This window comes from Hyphobacterium indicum, from assembly GCF_003129605.1.
GTDB classification, from domain to species: domain Bacteria; phylum Pseudomonadota; class Alphaproteobacteria; order Caulobacterales; family Maricaulaceae; genus Hyphobacterium; species Hyphobacterium indicum.
The window spans coordinates 298,965-321,144 of the sequence record NZ_QBDX01000004.1; the positions used below are offsets into that span (position 1 = coordinate 298,965).

At 60.0% G+C, this 22,180-nt stretch carries 18 protein-coding genes; 4 read left to right on the plus strand and 14 right to left on the minus strand.

Translation table 11 applies throughout. The features are described from left to right. The first annotated feature begins 30 nt into the window (after positions 1 to 30). Complete coding sequence (locus tag DBR16_RS09490) at positions 31 to 492, plus strand: hypothetical protein (RefSeq protein WP_109261021.1); 462 nt, start codon at positions 31 to 33, stop codon at positions 490 to 492. Here DBR16_RS09490 and DBR16_RS09495 read toward each other — a convergent pair. The 4 genes from DBR16_RS09495 to DBR16_RS09510 all read right to left on the minus strand — a co-directional run bounded on the left by DBR16_RS09495 (position 489) and on the right by DBR16_RS09510 (position 6,465). Beyond that, positions 489 to 2,579 carry a protein-disulfide reductase DsbD family protein gene (locus DBR16_RS09495; protein WP_109261022.1) on the minus strand — a complete coding sequence of 697 codons (2,091 nt, stop codon included), beginning with the start codon at positions 2,577 to 2,579 and terminating at the stop codon, positions 489 to 491. The two genes, DBR16_RS09490 and DBR16_RS09495, sit on opposite strands and share 4 nt — an antisense overlap. 96 nt (positions 2,580 to 2,675) lie before the next feature. Further along, on the minus strand, positions 2,676 to 3,452 hold the full coding sequence (locus DBR16_RS09500) for a SapC family protein (RefSeq protein WP_109261023.1): 777 nt from the start codon (positions 3,450 to 3,452) through the stop codon (positions 2,676 to 2,678). Between the two features lie 139 nt (positions 3,453 to 3,591). Continuing rightward, positions 3,592 to 4,212: an OmpW/AlkL family protein gene (locus tag DBR16_RS09505; protein ID WP_109261024.1), complete on the minus strand. Its 621-nt coding sequence runs from the start codon at positions 4,210 to 4,212 to the stop codon at positions 3,592 to 3,594. Between the two features lie 102 nt (positions 4,213 to 4,314). Beyond that, positions 4,315 to 6,465 (minus strand): TonB-dependent receptor, encoded by a 2,151-nt coding sequence (locus DBR16_RS09510; RefSeq protein ID WP_109261025.1) that lies wholly within the window; start codon positions 6,463 to 6,465, stop codon positions 4,315 to 4,317. Positions 6,466 to 6,568: 103 nt separating this feature from the next. Here DBR16_RS09510 and DBR16_RS09515 point away from each other — a divergent pair, with 103 nt between their 5' ends. Beyond that, positions 6,569 to 6,997: a transcriptional repressor gene (locus tag DBR16_RS09515; RefSeq protein ID WP_109261026.1), complete on the plus strand. Its 429-nt coding sequence runs from the start codon at positions 6,569 to 6,571 to the stop codon at positions 6,995 to 6,997. A gap of 18 nt (positions 6,998 to 7,015) precedes the next feature. After that, positions 7,016 to 7,933, plus strand: a complete 918-nt coding sequence (locus tag DBR16_RS09520; RefSeq protein ID WP_109261027.1) for a thioesterase family protein — start codon at positions 7,016 to 7,018, stop codon at positions 7,931 to 7,933. On the opposite strand, the gene DBR16_RS09525 is transcribed toward DBR16_RS09520, so the two are convergent. The 5 genes from DBR16_RS09525 to DBR16_RS09545 all read right to left on the minus strand — a co-directional run bounded on the left by DBR16_RS09525 (position 7,930) and on the right by DBR16_RS09545 (position 13,114). Next, positions 7,930 to 8,763, minus strand: coding sequence for a tetratricopeptide repeat protein (locus tag DBR16_RS09525; RefSeq protein WP_109261028.1), 834 nt, complete (start codon positions 8,761 to 8,763; stop codon positions 7,930 to 7,932). The genes DBR16_RS09520 and DBR16_RS09525 overlap by 4 nt on opposite strands. Before the next feature lie 35 nt (positions 8,764 to 8,798). Then, positions 8,799 to 9,608 carry a hypothetical protein gene (locus DBR16_RS09530; protein ID WP_109261029.1) on the minus strand — a complete coding sequence of 270 codons (810 nt, stop codon included), beginning with the start codon at positions 9,606 to 9,608 and terminating at the stop codon, positions 8,799 to 8,801. A 65-nt stretch (positions 9,609 to 9,673) separates the two neighbouring features. Then, positions 9,674 to 10,564, minus strand: coding sequence for a LysR family transcriptional regulator (locus tag DBR16_RS09535; protein ID WP_109261030.1), 891 nt, complete (start codon positions 10,562 to 10,564; stop codon positions 9,674 to 9,676). A gap of 9 nt (positions 10,565 to 10,573) precedes the next feature. Next, complete coding sequence (locus tag DBR16_RS09540; protein WP_161539466.1) at positions 10,574 to 11,413, minus strand: class I SAM-dependent methyltransferase; 840 nt, start codon at positions 11,411 to 11,413, stop codon at positions 10,574 to 10,576. Positions 11,414 to 11,614: 201 nt separating this feature from the next. Beyond that, a complete protein-coding gene (locus DBR16_RS09545; protein ID WP_109261032.1) occupies positions 11,615 to 13,114 on the minus strand; it encodes an amidohydrolase family protein in 1,500 nt (499 codons plus the stop codon). A 228-nt stretch (positions 13,115 to 13,342) separates the two neighbouring features. On the opposite strand from DBR16_RS09545, the gene DBR16_RS09550 reads away from it, so the two are divergent. Beyond that, complete coding sequence (locus DBR16_RS09550) at positions 13,343 to 13,954, plus strand: hypothetical protein (RefSeq protein ID WP_109261825.1); 612 nt, start codon at positions 13,343 to 13,345, stop codon at positions 13,952 to 13,954. Between the two features lie 794 nt (positions 13,955 to 14,748). Here DBR16_RS09550 and DBR16_RS09555 read toward each other — a convergent pair. The 5 genes from DBR16_RS09555 to DBR16_RS09575 form a co-directional block, all read right to left on the minus strand. Then, positions 14,749 to 16,938, minus strand: coding sequence for a 3-hydroxyacyl-CoA dehydrogenase NAD-binding domain-containing protein (locus tag DBR16_RS09555; RefSeq protein ID WP_109261033.1), 2,190 nt, complete (start codon positions 16,936 to 16,938; stop codon positions 14,749 to 14,751). A 4-nt stretch (positions 16,939 to 16,942) separates the two neighbouring features. Then, entirely contained in the window at positions 16,943 to 17,848 is a 906-nt protein-coding gene (locus DBR16_RS09560; protein ID WP_109261034.1) for a hypothetical protein, read from the minus strand. A gap of 143 nt (positions 17,849 to 17,991) precedes the next feature. Continuing rightward, positions 17,992 to 19,200, minus strand: a complete 1,209-nt coding sequence (locus DBR16_RS09565) for an acetyl-CoA C-acetyltransferase (protein ID WP_109261035.1) — start codon at positions 19,198 to 19,200, stop codon at positions 17,992 to 17,994. A gap of 29 nt (positions 19,201 to 19,229) precedes the next feature. Continuing rightward, the gene (locus DBR16_RS09570; protein ID WP_109261036.1) at positions 19,230 to 20,396 is read right to left on the minus strand and encodes an acyl-CoA dehydrogenase family protein; all 1,167 of its coding nucleotides are present in this window, start codon (positions 20,394 to 20,396) and stop codon (positions 19,230 to 19,232) included. Continuing rightward, positions 20,397 to 22,175 (minus strand): acyl-CoA dehydrogenase C-terminal domain-containing protein, encoded by a 1,779-nt coding sequence (locus tag DBR16_RS09575; RefSeq protein WP_109261037.1) that lies wholly within the window; start codon positions 22,173 to 22,175, stop codon positions 20,397 to 20,399. It abuts the gene before it with no gap. Between the last annotated feature and the right edge of the window lie 5 nt (positions 22,176 to 22,180).

Below are 22,180 nucleotides of genomic sequence, written 5' to 3' on the forward strand. Positions count from 1 at the left end.
CGGCACGGATTGGCCGCAAGAGAGAGTCCAATGCCCCTCCTTTCAGCCCTGTTAATTGCACTGACCAGCCTTCAGTCAACGCCGGGAGCGGAATTTGCAACGCTGGCCGCAGATCTGCAAACCGAGGTTCAGGCGCGCATAGTCGATGCTCAGGCCCACGCCGCACAATCCGCCCCGGAATTAGCCCCCGGGGATACACTGTATAATGGATTAGGCGAGCTTTCTGCGCGCGCCATGCAATTGTCCCTGTCCATGGAAAGGCGCAACGGACCGGAAGATCTGAGATGTATCTACCGCGGGATGGCACAGGATGCACTGGACCAGCGTCAGGCCCTGTCAAATGCAGAGATTCGTTCTGATCGCATTCACGTCTATACCAATCTGGCCTACCTGCTCGATCATGCCGCCGAGATCGGGCCGATCGCGGATCAGGATGATATTGCACCGTTCACGGGCGTCGATCCCGGCTGTCCCCGCGGAGCGTTGCGCTAGCCGCCATTCACGGTTTCAACAACGAGACGCGTATTGATGATCGGTGGCAGGATTTGGGGCTCTGAGCTGCCGGGCGCATAATAGACATACAGCGGAATACCGGCTGCACCATATCCCCGGATTGCCGCGGCGATCCGGTCATCACGATTGGTCCAGTCAGCAATCAAAACCACGACATCATTCTCCTCAAACGCGTTGAGGACCTGTGGAGAGTTCAACGTCATCTGCTTGTTGAACTGGCAACTGACACACCAGGCCGCGGTAAAGTCGATAAAGACCGGTCGCCCTTCCGCCACCAGCATATCAACGCGGTCCTGTGACCAGGGCTCACCGGCATATTCTCCCGCAACCGTGCTGCGGGAAACCCCGAACAGAGAAATAACGAGAACCAGAGCCCCTGCGGCGGCCGCGATCCGTGCCAGAAGGACCGGAAACTTCAGAACCCACACCAGGAAAGCAACGGCAAGGAAACCGGTCAGCAGCATCAGCACGCCCTGCGGGCCGCCCTGCATGGACAGAACCCAGACCAGCCAGATGGCGGCACCAAACATCGGGAAAGCCAGAAACTGCTTGAACCGGGTCATCCATGGACCTGGCCGGGGCAGCCACTTCAGCAACGATGGATAGAAGGACAGGATCAGATAGGGCAGTGCCAGCCCAAGCCCCAGCATCAATGAAACCAGAACCAGCACAAACCCGGGCTGGGAAAAGGCCAGGCCAAGCGCGCCGGCCGCAAAGGGGCCAATGCACGGGGCCGCGACGACGACGGCCAGCAAGCCGGTCATGAAAGCACCTGCATCGCCGCCCAGATTCGCCCAGCGGCCACCAACGCCCTGAAGGCTTGTACCGACTTCGAACAATCCGACCAGGTTGAGCCCGATTGCGAAAAAGATCAGCGCCAGTATGCCTACCGCTACCGGGTTCTGGAGCTGAAACCCCCAGCCGATCGGATCACCGATAGCCTTGAAAGTCAGAAGGATCGCGGCAAGCGCAAGAAATGTCACCAGAACACCCGCCAGAAACAGCAGGCCATGGCGCCGCAACTCACCCGGAGCAGAGTGCGCGCGCTCCACGAAACCGAGCGCCTTGATGGAGAGCACCGGGAAAACACACGGCATCAGATTGAGGATCAACCCGCCGATCAGAGAGAGAAAGAGCGTGACGGCCAGACCACTGATGGTCACCGGCAGCATCGGGCCCGCGAACGCATCCTGCCGCACATCAATGACTTTGACCCCTGGTTCCGGCGTGATCACAATCGCGCGGGTGGTCCATTCGCCGCCATCCTGAACCTCATAGGTCAAAACGCCCTGCGGTGCCCAGGTCAGGCCCGAACGGGCTTCAGGTGCAGGGTCCAGTTTCAGTGCAATTCCGTCGTCAGAGATATACTCGACCTGTTCGGAGGCATGATTAATCACCGTATCCGCGTAGGGGTAGAATGCCGGATTGCGAACCATGCGCCCGGCCTCGGGCCGCTCAAGGGTTAGAATCAGGGAACTCGCCGACCGGGCTATGCCGGCGGACAAATCACTTTCCGATGGCACACGGTCCAGCCCTGACTGGATCAGCGCCGCGCCGGCATTATCCGGCGATGCCGTATCACTGACCGTCAAAAACAGGTCGAGATCAGCCGATTCCGGTATGCAGACCTCTTCACACACCAACCAGTTGGCCGCAGCGCGAATTTCGAGGAAACGGCCGTCAAAATCCTCGCCAATGGTCAGCGGCACCGGAAGAACAACTTCATCGCCATAGCCATAATTCATCAACGGACCGAAAGGGTAGGCTGTCGGCGCAGGCCAGATAATCTCTCCCGCTGTCACGCCCTGGGGTAAATCCCAGTCAATGCTGGTCGGCTCGCCGGAATCTCCCGGATTGCGCCAGTAAGTGTGCCAGCCCGGTTCGATTTCCATCCGCAACCCGACATGCAAGGTCATGCCGGGGGTGACCGTAACATGGTCTGCTACGAGGCGGGTCTGGACCATCGCCTCATTGCCGAGCGCTGAACGGCCCGGTCCGGACGTCTGTGCTGCCGCAAATGGCGCGGCTGTCAGAATAGCGAAAATGAAACTCAGAAAGCGGATCATATCCAGTCACTCTTTTTGGGTGACATCAGGACATATATAAAAAGGGCGAGAGGGCTAGCCCTCTCGCACCTTCGTGAACACTGCGTGTTGAATACTTCAGTTGGCCTTGGGGGCCGCTGCCTGCTGCCGGCGGATTGCCTTGTTCAGGATACGGTCCCACCGGTTGAGCGAGATCAGATGCGCATAAATTGCCGGCAGGAAGCCTTCATCCCGCAGCTTCAGATAGACGTCAGTTGGCAGCGCGTTCAGCTTCTTCTCCGAAATACCGAAATACTCGGCCACCTTCTTGCTCTCGCCCGACGCATTGTCGTTGAGCGTGACATCCTTCGGTTCGAACAGGTCGAGATCCAGCATGCGCTGGACAAACATTTCCGTTGACCGTGCATCAGCATCAAACGCGCTGACGAAATCGATCGCCTGCTGCAAGGCCTGGGTTGGCTCGCCATTCTCGTCGAAGAAAGGCAATTGGGCGTTCTCACCAATACCGTCAGCTTCGATGTCGATGCAGACCGTTGACGGCTGATCCGGACCATTGGAGGCACTGACGAATGGATAGCGGCGGGCAAAGGCCGGCAACATCGTATCCTGCTCGTAGTTCCCATCGGCATCGACGAAGAGATTTTCACCCCGGTTCAGTCCCATCACCACGACCGGCAAACGTTTCTCGCCAAGAAAGATGACCGGAAAGAAACCGGCATATTGCGAGAACTCGCCGACGATGGCCGGAAGAAAATGTGCATCCTTCAGGAAGGCAAACGGCTCTTTCGGCGGTGACATGCCGAATTTGCGGTGCTTTTCCTTGTTCAGGGGCTCCGGCTTTTTGTACAGGGGAACCTGTCCGGAAAGCGGTTGGTTGGCAGGGGCGTCAGCCATGGCGTCGTCCTTTGGGTTTCAAGATTTGGGGCTAGATAGCGAATTGAAGCGCATATCACAACGGAGAGCGTCACCCAGACGTTAAATGGCCGTCCGGCGGACTGCCGAACGGCCATCAGGTGTGACATTTCGAAAACGGCTAGAAACGGCGGCCAATGCCGATCCCGAAGACCCACGGGTCAATATCAACATCCGCCGTGATCGCATTGTTGATGGTCACATCGGTATTGATATCGATGTATTTGACGTCAACATTGAAAAACCAGTTTTCGTTGACATCGAAGTCGATACCGCCCTGCAATGCGAGACCAAAGCTGTTGTCATAATTGATAGATGTCGCAATGCCACCGGCCGGAAGGTCTTCGTTGAAAAAGACCGTGTAGTTGATCCCGGCCCCAACATACGGGTGGATCGTGCCTTCAGGCAGGAAATGGTACTGCAATGTCAGCGTGGGCGGCAGAAGCGTGACGTCGCCCAGATCCACATTCCCGGCGGCCGTTCCCACGGCCATGACGTCATGTGGCGTAACGCCGAGGATGAGTTCAGCGGCGATCCGGTCAGTAAAAAAGTACGAAATGTCCAGTTCCGGAACGAAGCTGGTATCGATATCAACATCACCGCCAATCGGATTGATGGTTGCGCTTTCATTCGGTGAAACGTTCAGCAAGCGCCCGCGAATGAGCCAGTCGCCCTGATCCGCAAACGATGCTCCGCTGCCGAGCACGCTGGCAATGGCTGCGGCGAATAATGTCGATTTCATGGGAACCCCCTATGTCCACAATTGATATGTGGAATTTAGGGGGCGCCGCATGACTTGGGCAGTGTACGAAACGCCGCGCGGCAGCCTGCCGCACTTCCCATTCTAGAAGGCCACTGACAGGGCCGCACGGAAATTCCTTCCCGGCAACGGCAGCAGGTCTTTCAGGAAGCTGGTATGCAGCCGCGCTTCCTCGTCCGTCAGATTTCGGGCTTCCAGAATCAGCCGGACATCGCGGTCCTGTACCGGCCGCAAAACGAGTTGGGCATTCACCAGCGTATAGCTGTCGGTGGGCAGCTCGAAACTGGTAATGTTATCCTGTTCGGAAGACCAGAGCACTTCAAGATGGGCCGTCGCAATGTCGCGTTCCGCTTCAATCATGGCCGACAGGCCGAGCGGCGGAATACGCGGTAGGTTGCCGCCATTATCGAGTTCGCCACGGACATATTCCGCTGTCACTTCCCCCCGGAAGTCCCAGCCCGAAGCGGAACCGATTTCGCGCTCCACACGGGCTTCGAATCCCCACAGGGACGCATCCTGCTGCGCATACTCAAAAACCGGCAATTCATCCTGTTCTGCACCTGTTGGGAACAACCCGATAAAGCCGTTATAATCAGCGAAGAACACAGCGCCCTCGGCAGACCAGTTGCTCCGGTCGAGCCGGGCCGTGAAGTCAATGGACGTTGCGAGTTCCGGCGAGAGATTGGCATCGCCGATTTCAAAGGCCTGGGTCGCAAGGTGAGCGCCATTGGCAAACAACTCGACATCCGTCGGTGCGCGTTCGGACAGGGCGCCTGTCACAGCCAGGAAAACGTCCGGCTGGGGCCGGAAGAAGACCGCTGCGGATCCGCTGGCAGTGTTGAAGGATCGGGATACCGCTGCGGTATCGACATCGCGGGTTTCAACCCTCAAGCCACCTTCAAGGCCCCAGTCACCCGCATCATAACGCTCGACGATGAAAACTCCGGTATCAGCCGTTGTCACAGGAACGATGTAGGCCTCGGCCCCGAAGGCAGCGAAATCCCGGCTGAAGGACTGTATACCGAACGCGCCTTCAACATCACCAAAGGGACGGTGGCGCAGTTCCAACCGCCCTTCCCAGCCTTCATTCGTGAAGGTCGTCGAAATTTCATCGCCTTCGATTTCGCTGTGCCGGTAATCACCTGTTCCAAGCGAGAATCTCACACGCTCGATAGGCGCGCCATCGAAACGGATATCACCGCGCGCATCCCAGCGATTCTGCGTCATCACAAGTCGAGCATCGCCCTCCTCGCCATGCGCATCATCGTGATCATCGTCTTCAGCGAATGCGATCAGGGACGGGCCGTCATCATGATCGTCGCCGTGATCACCCTCTTCCTCATGCCCGTGGGCATGACCGGGAAGACCATAGGCGCTGTCACTGGTGCGGTAGGACACACCAACAAAACCCCAGTCAGACACGAATGACACGCCAACCGAACCACTGGTGAATGCGAGATCGGTATTCGGAACAAACCCGAAGGCCTCTTCTTCCTCAAGGCCGTGCGCATCTTCTTCCGCAAGAGCAACACGTGGCTGGCCATGATCATCATGGTCATCATGTTCTTCGGCCTCCAGAGCCCGCTGGCGCGCAGACTCGGCAAAACCGGGTATGTCGTAATTCTCTGAAGCCCGATCCAGCCCTTCGACATGGAAGACGAAATTTCCTGCCGAAAAACGGCTCCGGCCGGCAAATTGATAACCTTCGTCAACGCTCGTCATGCCTGCATAGAAGCGCCCTTCGACGCCACCATCAGGCAGCCGTTCCGGAATGCGGCCATCGATCACATTCACCACGCCGCCAATCGCGCCGCCGCCATAGGCGATTGCCGCTGGCCCCCGCAGGATCTCGACCCGTTCGGCTTCCAGTGCTTCTGATGAAACAGCATGGTCAGGGCTGGCGGTCGAGGCATCGACGAGGCCGACTCCATTAACCAGCACTCTCACCCGGTCAGCCCCCAGTCCGCGCAAAACAGGGCGGCTGGAAGCCGGACCGAAATAGGTCGTGGTAACACCCGGCTCGTGCGCAATCGTATCCGCCAGACTGCCGGACAGGTTTTCCTCGATATGATCCGCTGTCAGGATGGTGGCAGACCCAACTATTTCATCCGCCAGCACCTGCAAGGGTGATGACGTCACGATAATGCGGTCGACCACCGGTTCTTCCGTACTTTGCGCCATGACTGGAGCACCTAGCAGCGCAGCAACACACACACCATATTTCATCGGGGACATGATTGACCTCTCGAAAATCTGCGCATGTGATATTATAACATAACGTAGACAGCAAGCATCAGGGCTCGATTTTCGCAGCCCGATTGGATTAAATCTTCGCAAGATGGCTCATAGTGATTCTGTAACCACCGCCCTGCAGCACGCAGAGACGCATTGCGCCGAACGCGGGATGCGCATGACTCCGCTGCGCAGGAACGTTCTCGCCCTGCTTGTCCGGGCGGGAGAGCCGATCAAGGCCTACGATCTTCTTGACCAGATGCGGTCGGAAGATGGGTCTGCCAAGCCGCCAACAGTTTACCGTTCACTGGATTTCCTGATGGACGTCGGGCTGGCCCACAAGGTGGAAGCCCTCAATGCCTACATTGCTTGCGCTCATTGTCACGACAAGGGTGGTGCAGAGCTCTATATCTGCGGCAAATGTGGCTCGGTCGACGAGCGGCATGGTGCGCCCGAGCCGCGGAATGCGCCGGACGGATTTGAAACCGAGCGCTCCGTTGTGGAGCATTACGGTCTCTGCGCGAAATGCCGTTAGCGGCATCGGGAGTCAGATATGATTGAGCTCTGGCGGGGCTGCGCCAACGCCTGGGAATGCGATGAGCTCGGCCATCTCAACGTCCGCTTCTATCTGGCAAAAGCCTGGGAAGCGGTCGGTGATCTGGCAGACCGGGTTGGCATGCCGGGCGCATTCGGGCCGGGAAACGTCGCAACATTGCTGCCGGGTGAAATTGTCATCCGTTATCTGGGCGAGATCCGCCCCGGGACCCCGCTGGTGATCGAAGGCGCTGTCATCGGCGTCAAATCGAAAACCGCTGGCATTTGCCTGGTCGTCCGCAATGCGGCATCTGGAAAAATGGCCGCCATCTTCCGTATCACGCTGCGCCATTGCGTTGCGGGCCGCCGCAAGAGTTTTGAATGGCCCGAACGTATCCGGCAAAAACTCGAATCGTTGAAAAGCGCGCTTCCGGAGGAGGCAAGGCCCCGCAGCCTTTCGTCGGCACCCCCACGAAAAGGCATTCGCCTACAGCATGCAGATGCGCTGAGCCTGGCCGAGATCGGACGCGGCCGCATCAATCCGGAAGATTGCGGCCCCTTCGGGCAATTGATGCCGGAACACTTGCAGGGCAAGATTTCAAACTCGGCCGCCAATTTTTCCGAAGCCTTTCCCGAACAATCTGCGGCCCATGCGTCGGGCAATATCCGCATCGGCGGCGCACTTCTCGAAGGCCGTATTTGCGTACGCCGCTGGCCGACGATCGGCGACGGCTATGTCATTCGCTCGGGCGTGCAATCCGCGGATCGCAATGTGCGGAGCATCGTTCACTGGGTATTTGACCGCCGCGGGCGCTTGCTTTGGTCAATGCAGGGTGTCGCAGCCATTATGGATCTTACGGAACGCAAGCTGGTCAAGGCTGATGACGAAACGCTGGCCGCGCTTCAATCGGTTTGCAAACCGGAACTGACTGTTTAGTCCTCAAGGTCCCGGGCGCGCGCCCGGGCAGCGATAGCCTGTCCATCCGTTGCAGCAACATTGGCAGCCTGTTCGTAGAGGGCGCGGGCCGCATCAACATCTCCCTGCGCCGCATGGGCTTCGGCCAGTGCGATAACGGCGTCAAAGCGCCCCGGCTCGAACGCGATCACCCGTTCCAGAAGGATGGTGGCTTCATCAGCCTGCCCGGCATCCAGCAAACATTCGGCGTGGCGGGTCAACGCATCAATATCCCATGGATCGGTTTCAACGGCAGACGCTGCCTGAGTGCAAGGATCGGCCGCCAGTGATGTGCCTGATGCCGCTGCTGTACCAATGGTTTCAGCCGGCCGCTCCACAGAATCCGTCGGCGCGCCCTCTGGCAAGGCGTTGGCACTGGTCACACCCCCTGCAGGGGCTTCGGACATATCTGCCAGCACCGTATCGGCTGTATCTTCCCAGCCTCCTTCGGCGCTTATGGAATGCCAACTCAGCCGGTAACCGCTTTCTGTCGGCAGGATTTCGAGCCCGTCAGCGCCAGCCGGCAACTCAATGCGGATCAGTTGTCCGGTTTCGGACGGCACGGCTTCAATGGCCCGGATCCACTGCCCGCCGGCCGCTTCTATGCGGCGCGAACCTGCTCGCTGACCGGCAAGCTCCAGTTCGATCGAGCGGCCATTGATCCGTGAGGACAACAATTCCGGCGCATCATCAAAGCCGATGAAAATGGCCGCCTGTCCGCTCGAATCCAGCTCGCGCAAATCAGTGATATCCGCGGCCGCAACAGCAGAAAAAACAAGCCCTGACAGGCAGGAAAAGAAGAAGCGCTGCATGCTATTCCAACTGGGCCGCGCCGGTTAAGGAATGCCTAACTGACCGGCGCGCGCGGACCTGCGCAGGAATCATATCCGAAAGCCCCGATCAGCGTGCCATCAGCTTCCCTTACGGTTTCATAGACATAACAGGCATCCCCGCGCGCGGGCATTTCCGAGCGGACGAAAATCGGATCGGCTTCGCCCAACCGGACATCGACAGCGGTGAGCGGAACAACCGCATTCACGCGCGCATCATTCACCGTGATGCATTCCCAGCGATTGCCGGCGGAATCGGCCATCCGGACCGCCGTTCCGCTGGCGGTGGAATAGGCGAAAGTGACATGGTCAGCCTGATGCCGGAGCTCGGCCATGCACAGATCAATGGCTGGCATCCAGTCGGCCAGATAGTTCGACCACCGGTCATTGGCTGCCCGCTCTGACGCACAGCCACGATACCGCTCGCCCCCGATAACCAGCGTGGCAAAATAGGATTGATCACCCTCGCCGCAGGGTCCGGCCTGCAACATCACGAACACGTCGCGGCCATCCTCTGACCGGCCGCTGAAACGCCGGACGCCTTCATTGAGATAGGGCTCTTCCATGTCCAGCGCAGCCGCGATCTCGCTACCATTTCCCGAAAAGGTGAAATCGACATCTATGGATTGCGCGGTGGCCTCATAGATCATGGCACCATTCCAGCCCGCATCGCTGCGCATCTCATAGCCGAAATGGCGGTCCGGAAGTTCGGCCGAGCGCTGCGGCTCATAGTCGAAAGCATTGCTGGCCAGATCGCCGCCCGGACTGGTCGTGGCACAGGCCGTCAGGCCCGCAGCGGCAATAAGTATCGTCAAAATCCGTTTCATGAAGCACCCCCCGCGCATATTCCAGATAGTGCAGCCATGGTGCCATAAAATCTGCCGCCATGCACCTAGAGACCATCCTTGAAGCGTTCCGCCAGATGGTCGACGAACAGCCTTACCCGCTGGGCCAGATAACGGTTGGACGGAAATACCGCCCACAGATCACGATGATCCGGCGACCAGTCCGGCAGGACCGGCACCACACGCCCGTCTGCCAGCGCCTGCCGCGCCGACCAGCTCGGGCTGCAGGCTATGCCCAGCCCCTGCGCCGCCGCTTCAATCGCAGCCGTGGCCCCGTTCAGCGTGATGCGGCCATTGACCTTGGCCTCGATGGTCTCTCCGTCCTTCGTGAATTTCCACAATTGGGCGGCTGGCTTGTTGCGGTCGATAATGCAGTCCAGCGCGCTCAGATCGGCCGGCGAATTCAACGGACCGGCTTTTTCCAGAAACGCAGGCGACGCCACCAGCGACATGCAGGCGGGAGCCAGCTTGCGGGCGATCAGGCTGGAATCGGTCAACTGACCGATCCGGACCGCCAGATCGAACCCTTCATCGACGAGGTCGACCATACGGTCAGCCATCGACAGGCGGACATCCACACCGGGCCATTTCCGCATGTAATCGGCCACCACCGGCATCAGGATCCGGGCACCGAAATCCACCGGCGCGGAAATCCGCAACACCCCCACCGGGGCCGCACCTTCCTCGGCAAACCCGTCCTCGATCAATTCGAATTCCGAAAGCCACGGCCGGATCCGTTCCAGCAATGCCTCGCCGGCATCGGTCAGCCTTACGGACCGCGTTGTGCGTTCCAGAAGCCGCGCCTGCAGGCGGGTTTCCAGCGCGGTGATCTGCTTGGACGCCGCTCCGGGGGTCATCCCCTCTTTTTCAGCAGCCTTGGTAAAACTGCCGAGCTCGGCGACGGACACAAACAGGCGGAGCGTATCGATGCGGTCCATTTTGCCAGCCTAGCCTTCGTCTTTCCGCCGGGCGATGACCTCGATCACCATGGGCGTGGTCAGAACGCTGTCCGGATCCGCCGCGCGTTCCTGCATGATGGTATGGAATCGTTCCGCATCTTCCGCGCTCAGAAAGCCCAGCTCCACCAGGCGGTCGATGCCGTCGGATTTGAGCCAGCCGACCGGCCATTCCCAGACCAGCTCGCCCGGCCGCGTGGTGAAAATGTGCGGCGTCATGAATTCCGTGGTCCAGCCAACCCGGCGGCACAGGGCCGGAAGCTGCTTGGCGATATTCGGCTCGCCGCCAAAGGCGCGCCAGCTCTTCTTGACCGCCGCGATGAAGCGGTCCTGGACCGGATCGGCGGGGAAAAATCCGAAGGTTTCATAATGGCCGTATTCATGGGCGATGAACCGGCCGCCGGGTTTGAGCGCGGTTTGCAGGCGCTCGAACAGGCCTTGCGGATGGGGAAGGAAGGACAACACCCAGCGCGACCAGATCATATCCACGCTGTTGTCTGGCAGGACCAGCTGTCCCAGATCGGATTTCACGGTCTCGATATTGATCAGCCCGCGTTGTTTGGCGCCCGCATTGACGGCATCCAGAAACAGCGCCGACTGATCGACCGCAATCACCTTGCCGGACGGACCGACGAGTTGCGCCAGATCAAAGCTGGCATGGCCCGGCCCGCAGCCGATATCAAGCACGGTCATGCCCGGTTTCAGCCCGGCCCGCCGCCATCCGGCGAGGGCTCGTTCGCGCCAGATGGCGTGTTGCTGGCCGAGGCGCAGGATTTCCTGCTGGCTGGCCCCGATGATGTAATCATCTTCCGGGAGGGCGGTCTGGCTCATCTGCTTATCCCCGCAATGCGGCGTGAATTGCCACATTTTTCCAGTTTTTGCGTTTTCGACTCCTACTACTACTACAATTATGGCGGTAGCAGCAGGACCGGAATGCAGGCCGGACGGGGACATAATGACGCCAGCGGCGCCAGTCTACCACCCGGAAGATGCGCCGGGGATTACGCCTCCGCGAACCGCAGGTGAAGCGCCCTATTCGCCGGTGATAAACCCGTAATAGGCGTTCGACCGGTCCGCGCCATCGCGCAGATAATCGGCCTTGTGCTGCGACAGGCGGTCATCCGCATAATGCGCCACCGTCCGTTCCGTACCGGAAAAACCATAGAGGTCAGCGGAATTCAGTCCGAAAATGCGGGTCTTCAATTCGCCATCCGATGCGCCCAGGGCGGGGAGCCCGAACCGGTCCTGCAGATCGGCGGCCACCTCAATCCGGCGGAACGCCTCGATCTGCCATTGCGGGGACCCCCACCAGACGGCATCCGTCCCCCACAACACATGATCACCGCCCAGCCCCTTCACCAGAATCGACATCATGGCCGCCGCCAGGCGCGGCTGCGTGATCGCACCCTGCCCGAAACTCGTGCCCACATCGGCATAGACATTGGAAACGCCGAACCGTTCCGGGATATCGGCCAGATCACTGACCCATTCCATCCGTCCGGTCTCCTCGAATGCCGCGATAAATCCGGGATCGAACATCACCACCGGCCGCATGGCGGCATGATAAATGATGAAATTCAGCTGCGGCCAGTCCTGCGCCGCCTTGCCGACATCGTCCACCGTGGCATAGGGCCAGAGATCCGGCATGCGCGTGGCATAATCGGCCGGCATCAGGCCCTTGTGGATACAGACATTGGTGATCCCCGCTTCCACCATGCGCTCATAGGCGGGATAGACGAGGGCTTCGTCATCCAGGCGCCAGGGGGCAATCGAGGTCGGCGACAGGGGATCGCCCACCGTATAGCCCTTCCAGCTGATCGGGCGGTGCACCTCGATCGCTTCTTCAAGGGCGTCCCACCAGCCATCCGCACCGGGATGGAAAGCGGCATGCCCCATCAGGCGCCGCGATCCGGCCGCGGAATTCAGGCGGGCGACATCACCGGCAATCTGCGCATTGGTCAGGAACCGGCGCGCCGGATCATCCGACGTCGCGGTCGAGACAATCCCCACCGTCGTATCGCTGTCGAAATAGACCTCCTTGGCGAAATTCTCGAACTTCAGATCGTCAAAGTCCGGGTCGCGTTGCGGAATACCATCCGCCTGCATGAAACGCGCAGCATTGCGGAAACCCAGAATGCCCGGCCAGTCATAATCATCATGAACAAAATGCAGATGCCCGTCGAATATGAACTGGCCGGCATGACGCGCTGCCCATTCTGCGGCCGCACCCGTATCGGCGATCTCGTCCTGGGCGACGGCATAACTCGCTCCGAAAACGGAATTGAGCGCGCCGAATGCCGCCGCCAAGCCGAAGCTCGATTGCAGGAAACGCCGCCGGTCCATGTCGAGCCGGGGCGCAAAGCGGTCCGCGAGATCAAAAAGCGCGGCCTCGACCCGCCGCTGGTCCTCCGTCTGCGGCAGCGGCGAATACTCGCCATTGGACATGATCCGTGTCGGAATCGGCAGGCCGGCCTCGCGCGGCCCTGCCAGTTGACCCTTGGCTTCTTTATCAGCCCTGAACCAGTCGCTCATGCGTCTCTCCCCATTTTTGCGGCAATCCTATCGGCCGCGGAATTATTCATCACATGAATAACCGGTAAGAGACTTCACCTCCGTGCGAGCCCGGAGCCCGGCTTTATTCTTCAGGCGCAACCGCCTGTCCGGAATGCCTCTCACCACAGCTTGCAGCTTCGCACCGGGCATGTGACCGTACATGTCTGCCGCGCCGGTTATCGCCGCGACGCCAATGGGGGCCACAACATGAAATCCGAGATCAACGCGCTTACCGCCCGGATCCGGGAGCTGGAAGCCGAGCTGGAGGAGAAGCTGATCGAGCGCCGCCGCGATCTGGAATACAAATGGTCACACGGGCGGGCGGTCTTCAGCCGCGAGGTGAAAGAACGCCAGCGCAAGCTGAAAATCTCCGCCGGGCGCTTTTTCGCGACATCGGGCTTCTGGGAAATCCTCACTTCGCCCTTCATCTATGCGGTGACGATCCCGCTGGTCCTGCTGGATATTTTCGCCAGCGCCTTCCAGGCGGTCTGTTTCCGCGTCTATGGCATAAGGCAGGTCAAACGCCGCGACTATGTCGTCTTCGACCGCCACCGCCTCGCCTATCTGAACGTCATGCAGAAGATCAACTGCACCTATTGCGCCTATGCCAATGGCGTCCTCGCCTATGTTCTCGAAATCGCTTCGCGCACCGAGCAATACTGGTGCCCGATCAAGCATGCCGAGCGGGTAAAGGGCACGCACAAGCGCTATGATACCTTCCTCGAATTCGGCGATGTCCGCTCTTATCCGGACGCCCTGCAGGAACAGCGTAAAGCGCTGAAAGCCGAACAGGATGATGACCGTGAGCGGTCAGGCTGACATCGGAAGACAGGGACAGCGGACCTGCCGCATACACCAACCGCCCGTCTCTTCCCTCTTTCGAGGATAGCGGCGGGCGGCGGCGCGGGGGGATTTTCCGTTTCCGGTCTTTCCCCGTTGCTGGTCCGGTTTCCGTGCCGTGTCGCCGGTTTGATCCTTTGACGGGCCGGTTTTCCGGGCCTGTTCCTTTCCGTTCGGGTTTAAGCCCGTCCGGTCCGGAACCCTCCAGCGCTCTGCTGCTTTGACACAGCGGCCATCTGAAGGACCGGTTTCCGTTGATCTGCCCTGTGAAGACCAGATCCCGGTGTGTCCCGATGGCTGAAGGAAACGCCTGAAACGCGGCCCGGTCAATCAATCCCCCTTCGATTCGTGTGGATAACGAATCGCTTTCCGGGGAAAAGTCCAAATACGGATTATTTTTCGCGGAGCTAGGGCGCAACGGGTTTTTGTCACCTTTCGCTTCGTCATTCCGGGGCGCGCCGCAGGCGCGAACCCGGAACCCATTCCGTAACGTCACCCTTACAGCATGGGTCCCGGACAAGGCTTCGCCTTTCCGGGATGACGCATTTGGATCTGTCCAGCGCCCTTCCCTCCCCCGTGAAGGGGGGGGGGGGGGGAGGAGAAACCAATCAACCTTTTGTTGAGTGGCAAGCGAACGTTTGCTAGTTTCTCCCCCCGTTTACGGGGGGGAGTGCCCCGGACCTGACCCGGGGCGAGGGGAGCAAAGCGCCACAAAAAAGCCGGACGCCTTTCAGCGCCCGGCCCTTCTCTGCGTTGCTCCCGGTCCCTCCGGTCTACGCCGCAGCCTGTGTGCCGCCAAAGCGGCCATAGAAGGTCTCGCCCTTTGCGGCCATGTCGCGCAGGAGATCGGGCACCTTGAACGGCTCGCCGAAATCCTTCGCCATCTGGTCGGCCTTCTCGACAAAGGCCTTCGCACCAATCGTGTCGATAAAGGACAGCACCCCGCCGGTATAGGGCGCAAAGCCCCAGGCGAGGATGGAGCCGACATCCGCTTCGCGCGGATCCTTGACCACGCCCTCTTCCATGCAGCGCGCCGCTTCAATGGCCTGCGCATAGAGGATGCGGTCTTTCACTTCCTGCACGTCCGGCTGAACGGATTTCAGACCGTCCACCGCGAACTGGTTCAGCTCCGGCCACAGGCTCTTCGACTTGTCCTCGGCATAATCATAAAAGCCCTTGCCGGTCTTGCGGCCATAGCGGCCCAGCTCGTACATCTTGGTGATGATCGGATCGGATTTGCCGGCCACGTAGGCCGCGCCGAGATCCTTTTTCGTCTGCTCCTGGATTTTCCAGGCCAGATCGATGGCGGTCATGTCCATCAATTCCATCGCGCCCATCGGCATGCCCGCCATGCGGGTGCCATTCTCGATCAGCGCCGGGGCATAGCCCTCTGACAGCATGGCCAGACCCTGTTCGCCAAAGCGCATCACGCAGCGATTGCAATAGAAGCCGCGCGTGTCGGAGACGACGATCGGCGTCTTCTTGATCTTTGTGACGAAATCAATCGCCCGCGAGATGGAACGGTCGCCGGACTTGTCGCCGACAATCACCTCCACCAGCATCATCTTCTCGACCGGCGAGAAGAAGTGGATGCCGCAGAAATTTTCCGGCCGTGACGAGGCCTCCGACAGCGAGGTGATCGGAATGGTCGAGGTGTTGGAGCCGAAGATCGCGTCTTCGGCCATGTGTTCCTCGGCCATTTTCGTGATCTTGTGCTTGAGTTCGGAATTCTCGAACACCGCCTCGACCACGAGCTCGCAATCCTTCAGCAGGGAATAATCCGTGGTCGGCGTGATCAGCGCGGCCATGGCATCGGCCTTTTCCTGCGTGACCTTGCCGCGCGCCACACCCTTGGCGAAATGATCAACCGCGTGCTGCTTGCCCTTGTCCGCGCCTTCCTGGTTGACGTCGATCAGGATGACTTCCAGCCCGGCCTGGGCCGAGACGGTGGCAATGCCCGCGCCCATGAAGCCGGCGCCGATGACGGCAATCTTCGAGATGTCCTCGCGCTGTGTGCCGGCCGGACGCGCCCCGCCCTTGTCCAGCGCCTGCTTGGACAGGAAGATGGAGCGGATCATGTTGCGGCTTTCCGGCCGCATCAAAAGCTTGGTGAAATAGCGGCTTTCAATCCGCAAGCCCGCATCAATCGGCACCTGGATGCCTTCATAGACACAAGACAGGATATAGCGCTGGGCCGGGTAATTGCCCTTGGTTTCCTTCAGCAGCATCGGATTGGCGGCGCCGAATGTCTGCATGCCCGCCGGCGTATAGACCGCCCCGCCCGGCATTTTGAACTTGTCCTGGTCCCAGGGCTGTTTCGCGCCAATCGGATCGGCTTTCACCAGCTCTTTCGCCTTGGCGACAATCTCGGCCAGCGGCGCAATCTCGTGGACGACGCCCTGTTCCTTGGCCTTTTCCGCATCCAGCTGCTTGCCCTGCAGCATGATCGGCGCGGCATTCATCACCCCCATCAGGCGCGGCAGGCGCTGTGTGCCGCCACCGCCCGGCAGAACGCCGACCAGCGCTTCCGGCAGGCCCAGCTTGGCCCCGGTATCATTGGCCATGACGCGGTAATGACAGGCCAGCGTGACCTCGAACCCGCCACCCAGCGCCAGACCATTGATGGCCGCCGCAATCGGCTTGCCGCAGGTTTCCAGCTGGCGCAGCTGCGCATTCAGGCGGAAGGCCATGTCGAAGAGTTTCTGCTTGGCTTCGTCTTCCGACAGGCCCGACAGATCCATCATGCCGCTGCCCAGCTCGGACAGATCCGCCCCGGCGCAGAAGGCTTTCTTGCCGGAGGTGATGACCGCGCCCTTGATGGCGTCATCGGTCGAGATTTTCTCGACCAGCTCGCCCAGCTCGGACATGACGCCCGCAGACAGCACATTCATCGAGACATTCGGGCTGTCAAAAGTGATCAGCGCAATGCCGTCACCGTCGAGTTCAAATTTGAAATGGTTCATGGGTTTAGTCACTCCGTTCCTGAGTGTTGTTTCGCAGTTGGTTGCGATCGATTAAGGCTTCGCGACTGGGGTGGCAGGCCGCCACCAAAAATCGTTCGTCTATGGTTGTGAAAGAGGGTGTTTCGATTTGGGCGACTTGGATTGGGTTTCCAGCGCAAGCGATCCAAAATCTTGTTTCGTCGTGGTTTGCCGCCGCAAATGCTGTTCTGCCACAGGCAAACGAATGATCAGCGCTATCAAACCGGAAGACAGATTCGACCGTGGTCAAATTTAGCTCTGCAGGAAGACCTTCTTGCCATCCGGGCGCTATACTGTTGCCTTCGCAATTATCGTCCCGTCCAAGCCAAGGCCATGCCATGCCGTTCACATTTGGAGCGCCAGCGAATTGATTTGATACCGGTTCCTCCGCGTTCTCGGACGTCATCTCTTGAAGCGGAAGAGCTATTTCGGCCAGCTGGTTGCTCGGGGCACGACTTCGACCGATGTTCCTATCGCAGGCGGTAATCATAATCCTCGAGTCTGTGAAAGTATCTGTTTCGGTTCGATAAGCAGAAATTTGTGGCGTAGAGCCGTCGCACAGAAGCCAAAATTCCAGCGGATCATGCGAACGGATCGCGAAGTATTGTGCCTGGCAGCCTGAAACGAACTCGCGCCAAAAAGTTTGCTCGGAGATTTCCAAAGGCAAACCGCTTCTCCAATTTGGAAAACGGTCTGCCAACCCAATTGCGTCAAAGCTATCCCAACTTTCGTCAGATCCGCTTTGAAAGTGACCACAATGATTGTCCCTACCCGGCCAATTCAATGGGGCCTCCAAAGCCTGCATTTCGGAATAGTCAATCGCTTCCCGCTCCGGGGCACTCGCGCAAGCCATCGCCAGAAACGGCAGGCATATGAGTGCCAGCCGGATCATGTCTCGGTTGCTTCCCTGTCGCTCATCGTGTCCTGTCCTTTCCGGTCCTTCGAGGCCCGCTGCGCGGGCACCTCAGGATGAGGTAACCAGTTGAACCTCACCCTGAGGAAGCCGTCAGGCCGTCTCGAAGGGCGCAGGTTCAACTAAACCCGCTCGATGATCGTCGCCGTACCCATGCCGCCGCCGACGCACAGCGTGGCGAGGCCGGTGGACTGTCCGGTGCGCTCCAGCTCGTCGAGCAGCGTGCCGAGGATCATCGCGCCGGTCGCGCCCAGCGGGTGACCCATGGCAATCGCGCCGCCATTGACGTTGGTCTTGTCGTGCGGGATGCCCATATCGTCCATGAAGCGCAGAACGACGGACGCGAAGGCCTCGTTCATTTCATAAAGATCGATATCGCTGGCGCTCATGCCGGCTTTCTTCAGCGCCTTCAGCGCCGACGGGGCCGGGCCGGTCAGCATGATGGTCGGTTCCGAGCCGATGGAGGCCATGGAGACGATGCGCGCACGCGGCTTGAGGCCGAGCTTCTCGCCCATCTCCTTGGAGCCGACGAGGATCGCCGCGGCCCCATCGACAATGCCGGAGGAATTGCCGGCATGGTGGACGAAATTGACTTTCTCCACCTGCGGATATTTCTGGATCGCCACGGCATCAAACCCGACAAAGGCCGACAGATCGCGGAAGGCCGGGTTGAGCGCGGCCAGCGATTGCATATCGGTCTGCGGGCGCATCAGCTCGTCATGATCCAGCTGGACGAGGCCGAGCTGGTTCTTCACCGGCACGACGGATTTCTTGAAGCGGCCCTCTTCCCAGGCCTTGCCCGCGCGCTTCTGGCTTTCCACCGCATAGGCGTCGACATCGTCGCGCGAATAGCCGCCCAGCGTGGCGATCAGGTCCGCGCCCACGCCCTGCGGCACGAAGTAATGATCATAGGCCATCTCAGGATCGGCCGCCATCGCGCCACCGTCCGAGCCCATCGGCACACGGCTCATCGATTCCACACCGCCGCCAATCGCCATATCGGCTTCGCCGGACATGACTTTCGCCGCGGCCATATTGGTCGCTTCCAGACCCGAGGCGCAGAAACGGTTGATCTGCACACCGGCGGTGCTTTCAGCGAATCCGGCATTGATCACCGCGGCGCGGGCAATATCGGCGCCCTGCTCACCCACCGGCGACACGCAGCCGAGGACGACATCATCGACATGGCTGGTGTCGAGATTGTTGCGGTCACGGATCGCCTGCAGCGCCTGTGTGGCCAGCTGCAGGGCGGTGATCTCATGCAGGGAACCGTTTTTCTTTCCCTTGCCGCGCGGCGTGCGCATCGCATCGTAGATATAGGCTTCGGTCATATTGGGAATCTCCCGTTGAATTCTCGTGTTTAAAGCGTCCGTGAAATCAGCAGCTTCATGATCTCGTTCGTGCCGCCATAGATGCGCTGCACGCGGGCATCGCGCCACATGCGCGCCACCGGATATTCATTCATGAAGCCATAGCCGCCATGCAGCTGCACGCATTCATCGATCAGCTCGCACTGCGTGTCCGACACCCAGTATTTCGCCATCGAGGCAGTCGCCGCATCCAGCTCGCCCTTGAGCAGGAGATCGGAACAATGCTGGCAGAACACCTCGGCAATCGTCGCCTTGGTCTTCAGCTCGGCCAGTTTGAATTGCGTGTTCTGGAAGCCAATGATCGGTTTTCCGAAAGCGTGGCGCTCCTTGACATAGCGGATGGTCTCGTCCAGCGCGCGCTTCATCATGCCGACGCCCTGAACGGCGATCTGCAGGCGCTCCTGCGGCAATTGCTGCATCAGCTGGATGAAGCCCTGGCCCTCTTCGGGTCCCAGCAGCGCATCGGCCGGCACCCACATATCGTCGAAGAAAAGCTCGGCCGTGTCCTGGCCCTTGAGGCCGACCTTGTCGAGCAGACGCCCGCGGCGGAAGCCTTCCAGCCCGTCCGTCTCGACCATGAACAGCGAGGTGCCCTTGGCGCCCGCGGCCGGATCGGTCTTGGCCACGACGATGATGAAATTCGCCGTGCCGCCATTGGTGATGAAGGTCTTGGAACCGTTGATCCGGTATCCGTTGCCGTCCTTCTTCGCCGTCGTCTTGATGCCCTGGAGGTCAGAGCCCGCCGCCGGTTCCGACATGGCGATCGCGCCGACATATTCGCCGGAAATCATTTTCGGCAGGAGACGCTTCTTCTGCTCTTCCGAGCCGTAATGCCAGATATAGGGGGCGACGATGGAATTGTGCAGCGACGCGCCCCAGCCATCGACACCCAGTTCGGACACCGCCATGTGGAAGACATAGTCGTGACGCCAGTCCCCGCCGGCACCGCCATATTCTTCCGGCGCGGCCGGGCAGAGCAGGCCGGCTTCACCCGCCCTGGTCCAGACCTCGCGGTCGACAACGCCTTCCTTCTCCCAGCGCTCGCCATGCGGCAGGCATTCCTTCTCGATGAAGCCCTTGACCGCTTCATAGAAGATATTGACGTCTTCCTGGTCGAGCCATTCGGGACGTTTGACGTTGAGGGGATCTGCCAGCATTTAGAATGCCTCCGCTTCGAGCGCCATCATGGAGGCGGCACCCGCCTTCACCTTGGCCAGATGCATGCCGCCTTCCGGGACCCAGCGGTCGAGGAAATAGCGGCCGGTTGCGAGTTTGGTGGAATAGAAGGAATCGGACGCATCGCCCGCTTCCGCGGCCTTCGCCATCAGCCCCCACATATAGGTGAGGCAGGTCAGGCCGAAGAGCTGCAGATAGTCATGGCTGGACGCGCCCGCATTGTTGAAGTCCTTGAGCCCGTTCTCGACCAGCCAGTCGGTCGCTTCCTTCAGCTGCGCCTTGACCGCGGCCACCGCGTCGAGGAAGGGCTGTGTCGCATCTGATCCGCTGGACGCGGCAAAGGCATCCAGCTCGGCGAAGAAGGAATTGATCGGGCGCATGCCATTCATGGCCAGCTTGCGGCCGACCAGGTCCAGCGCCTGGATTCCGTTCGTGCCTTCATAGATGAGGGTGATGCGCGCATCGCGCAGGAACTGGCTCATCCCCCATTCCTCGACATAGCCGGAACCGCCAAAGACCTGCAGGCCGTTGGAGACGGACAAAAAGCCCTTGTCGGTCAGATAGGCCTTTACGATCGGGGTCAGCAGCGACATGTAATCACCGGACTTTTCGCGCTGTTCCGGATCGTCGGACTTTTCTTCCAGATCGCCATGCAGCGCCGTCCACGAAACCAGGCAGCGCGCCGCTTCGACAAAGCATTTCTGATCCATCAGCATGCGCCGCACATCCGGATGCACGATGATCGGATCGGCCGGGCCATCAGCATTTTTCGGCCCCGTCAGCGACCGGCCCTGCAGGCGGTCCTTCGCGAAGGCCAGCGAGTTCTGATAGGCGACCTCGCCCACGGCCAGACCCTGCAGGCCCACGCCGAGGCGCGCCTCGTTCATCATGACAAACATGATCTTGAGGCCCTTGTTTTCCTCGCCGACCAGCCAGCCGGTCGCCTCGTCATAATTCATCACGCAGGTGGCATTGCCGTGAATGCCCATCTTTTCTTCCAGACCGCCGCATTCCAGCGAATTGCGGGTGCCCGGATTGCCTTCGTCATCAAGAATGTGCTTGGGCACGACAAACAGCGAAATGCCCTTCACCCCGTCCGGCGCACCTTCAATGCGGGCCAGGACAAGGTGAATGATGTTTCCGGCCAGATCATGCTCGCCGGAGGAAATCCAGATTTTCTGGCCGGAGATTTTATAGCTGCCATCGCCATTCGGCACCGCCTTGGTCCGCAACAGGCCCAGATCGGTTCCGCAATGCGGCTCGGTCAGATTCATCGTTCCGGTCCATTCCCCGGAGATCATTTTCGGCAGATACATCTGTTTTTGCGCTTCCGAGCCGCCGGCCAACAGGGCGCGCACCGCGCCACCCGTGAGGCCCGGATACATGCCGAAAGCCATATTGGCCGAGGACGTCATTTCGCCGGTGGCAAGCCCCAGCACCTGCGGCAGACCCTGACCGCCATATTCCTGCGGCTGCGACAGCCCCATCCAGCCGGCTTCGGCAAATTGCGTGTAAGCGTCCTTGAAGCCTTCCGGCGTCGTCACCGACCCGTCATCATGACGGGTGCAGCCCTGTGTATCGCCAATGCGGTTGAGCGGGGCCAGCACCTGCTCGGAGACTTTCGCCGCCTCTTCCAGAATGGCGTCCACCGTATCGGCATCGGCATCGGCAAAACCGGGCAGATTGCCATACTGCGACATGTTCAGAACATCATGCAGGACGAATTTATAATCGCGTGTCGGGGCAGTATAGACAGGCATCAGGA

Excerpts from the sequence above, each read along its gene's own strand:
- DBR16_RS09575 (WP_109261037.1), bottom strand. The coding sequence starts at position 22,175 with ATGCCTGTCTATACTGCCCCGACACGCGATTATAAATTCGTCCTGCAT.
- DBR16_RS09560 (WP_109261034.1), bottom strand. The coding sequence starts at position 17,848 with ATGATCCGGCTGGCACTCATATGCCTGCCGTTTCTGGCGATGGCTTGC.
- DBR16_RS09505 (WP_109261024.1), bottom strand. The coding sequence starts at position 4,212 with ATGAAATCGACATTATTCGCCGCAGCCATTGCCAGCGTGCTCGGCAGC.
- DBR16_RS09510 (WP_109261025.1), bottom strand. The coding sequence starts at position 6,465 with ATGTCCCCGATGAAATATGGTGTGTGTGTTGCTGCGCTGCTAGGTGCT.
- DBR16_RS09565 (WP_109261035.1), bottom strand. The coding sequence starts at position 19,200 with ATGACCGAAGCCTATATCTACGATGCGATGCGCACGCCGCGCGGCAAG.
- DBR16_RS09530 (WP_109261029.1), bottom strand. The coding sequence starts at position 9,608 with ATGAAACGGATTTTGACGATACTTATTGCCGCTGCGGGCCTGACGGCC.
- DBR16_RS09515 (WP_109261026.1), top strand. The coding sequence starts at position 6,569 with ATGGCTCATAGTGATTCTGTAACCACCGCCCTGCAGCACGCAGAGACG.
- DBR16_RS09550 (WP_109261825.1), top strand. The coding sequence starts at position 13,343 with ATGAAATCCGAGATCAACGCGCTTACCGCCCGGATCCGGGAGCTGGAA.
- DBR16_RS09500 (WP_109261023.1), bottom strand. The coding sequence starts at position 3,452 with ATGGCTGACGCCCCTGCCAACCAACCGCTTTCCGGACAGGTTCCCCTG.
- DBR16_RS09535 (WP_109261030.1), bottom strand. The coding sequence starts at position 10,564 with ATGGACCGCATCGATACGCTCCGCCTGTTTGTGTCCGTCGCCGAGCTC.
- DBR16_RS09545 (WP_109261032.1), bottom strand. The coding sequence starts at position 13,114 with ATGAGCGACTGGTTCAGGGCTGATAAAGAAGCCAAGGGTCAACTGGCA.
- DBR16_RS09490 (WP_109261021.1), top strand. The coding sequence starts at position 31 with ATGCCCCTCCTTTCAGCCCTGTTAATTGCACTGACCAGCCTTCAGTCA.
- DBR16_RS09570 (WP_109261036.1), bottom strand. The coding sequence starts at position 20,396 with ATGCTGGCAGATCCCCTCAACGTCAAACGTCCCGAATGGCTCGACCAG.
- DBR16_RS09495 (WP_109261022.1), bottom strand. The coding sequence starts at position 2,579 with ATGATCCGCTTTCTGAGTTTCATTTTCGCTATTCTGACAGCCGCGCCA.
- DBR16_RS09555 (WP_109261033.1), bottom strand. The coding sequence starts at position 16,938 with ATGAACCATTTCAAATTTGAACTCGACGGTGACGGCATTGCGCTGATC.
- DBR16_RS09540 (WP_161539466.1), bottom strand. The coding sequence starts at position 11,413 with ATGAGCCAGACCGCCCTCCCGGAAGATGATTACATCATCGGGGCCAGC.
- DBR16_RS09520 (WP_109261027.1), top strand. The coding sequence starts at position 7,016 with ATGATTGAGCTCTGGCGGGGCTGCGCCAACGCCTGGGAATGCGATGAG.
- DBR16_RS09525 (WP_109261028.1), bottom strand. The coding sequence starts at position 8,763 with ATGCAGCGCTTCTTCTTTTCCTGCCTGTCAGGGCTTGTTTTTTCTGCT.